The 1,348-nt window shown below is 33.0% G+C and carries 2 protein-coding genes and 1 pseudogene; 2 read left to right on the forward strand and 1 reads right to left on the reverse strand.

The annotated features are described in order from the left end of the window. A partial coding sequence (locus tag OO775_RS14170) for an IS1 family transposase (protein WP_444979448.1) occupies positions 1-323 on the reverse strand: 323 nt, incomplete at its 3' end. A gap of 158 nt (positions 324-481) precedes the next feature. On the opposite strand from OO775_RS14170, the gene OO775_RS13830 reads away from it, so the two are divergent. Both OO775_RS13830 and OO775_RS13835 read left to right on the forward strand, forming a co-directional pair. Next, positions 482-775, forward strand: coding sequence for a DUF6881 domain-containing protein (locus tag OO775_RS13830; RefSeq protein WP_264847814.1), 294 nt, complete (start codon positions 482-484; stop codon positions 773-775). Between the two features lie 29 nt (positions 776-804). Next, positions 805-1,348: pseudogene (locus OO775_RS13835) on the forward strand (hypothetical protein); the annotation flags it as partial.

Raw genomic sequence — 1,348 nt, forward strand, 5'->3', positions numbered from 1 at the left:
TGCTGAATATAGGTGTGAATTTCATCTAATTCAACGATTTCTATCGGGGCTTCTTTTTGGGGAAGTTCAGCCTGTTCTCCCCATTTTTTAACCCATTGAAAAACCGTTCCATAGCTGATTTGCAATACTCTACCAATAGCACGAAAACCCATACCTTCCAAATAAAGTTGCAAGGCAAGGCGTTTTTGTTTATCGGTTTTTTCGGTGCAACGCTTCTCTACACTAAAGTGATAATTACAATTTTTACGCTTATAGCGTTGTTTTCCAGCATTGGTTTTGCCATCTTTGGTAGATTGACTAGATTTACACTTAGAACAAGTTATTCTTTTTTGGATGCAAATTTAATTAACAATACCAAATTATGTAATGCAAAAATACTATTCCTATTCTTTATCACAATTTATTGATGATGTGATAAATACAAATTTAACCGATACTGATTCTATTGCCTTTTAAATCACTAAAAAACAACTAATTAAAAATGAGATATACAAAAACCTATTGGAAACACAACCTTGATGACGCTCCGATTTTGTACATTTCGGCGTTTGATGATTTGGGCGAGGTGATGCGTGTGGAAGTATTCCGTGATGGCGAAAAACGCTATGCCGACCGCTCCAATGTACCCGAAGACGGCATTTGGTTGGAATGCAATACACTTAAAGAAGTTCTTGCTTTTACCGACCCCGATCACGAATTTTTTACGGAGGAAATCACCCAAAAAGACTTTGAAAACTATTGGAATGTTCCTGAAAATACGAAGTTTAGCAAGTAGAATCATCAAAAAAAAGAAAAAATAATAAAATGAAACACATTGTAGAATTAAAACAGCTTTTTAACAAAGCTCAAAATGATTATCAAACCTTAAAAACTGATATTGAAAATCAAGTAGTACGTTGGTTTTGGACGAGTAATGATATTTTTTCGTTAAATCCGTTTTGGTTTGAGCAAAATCGGTTTTCGAAAGGTAAAATATTAAAGGAAGAGCCTGCCAAAAATCGTCAGTATGGTGTAAATTCTGCTGATGAAATCATCGTAGCAAGAGGAATGACCAGTTTTAAAGACAATTTCTATGAAACTTTCTATTTCAGAAACCAAAATGAGATTTTGAGCTATCATTTTGATTACGGAAATGACAAAGAACTCATAAATATTAAAAAATTTCTGTATGAAGACAACCAATTAACGGAAATTTATTCTTTTTTTGAAGAAAACGGCTATTGGATAGAGCATTTTATCTACGAAAATGATAAACTTATCCGAAAAGAATGGCAAGATATGGACAATTATGGCAAAAATTTCAATCGTACAATGAATTATGATTATGATGAAATCGGGCAATTGAAAA

Origin of the sequence: Capnocytophaga catalasegens (assembly GCF_026005215.1) — a bacterium.
GTDB lineage: Bacteria > Bacteroidota > Bacteroidia > Flavobacteriales > Flavobacteriaceae > Capnocytophaga > Capnocytophaga catalasegens.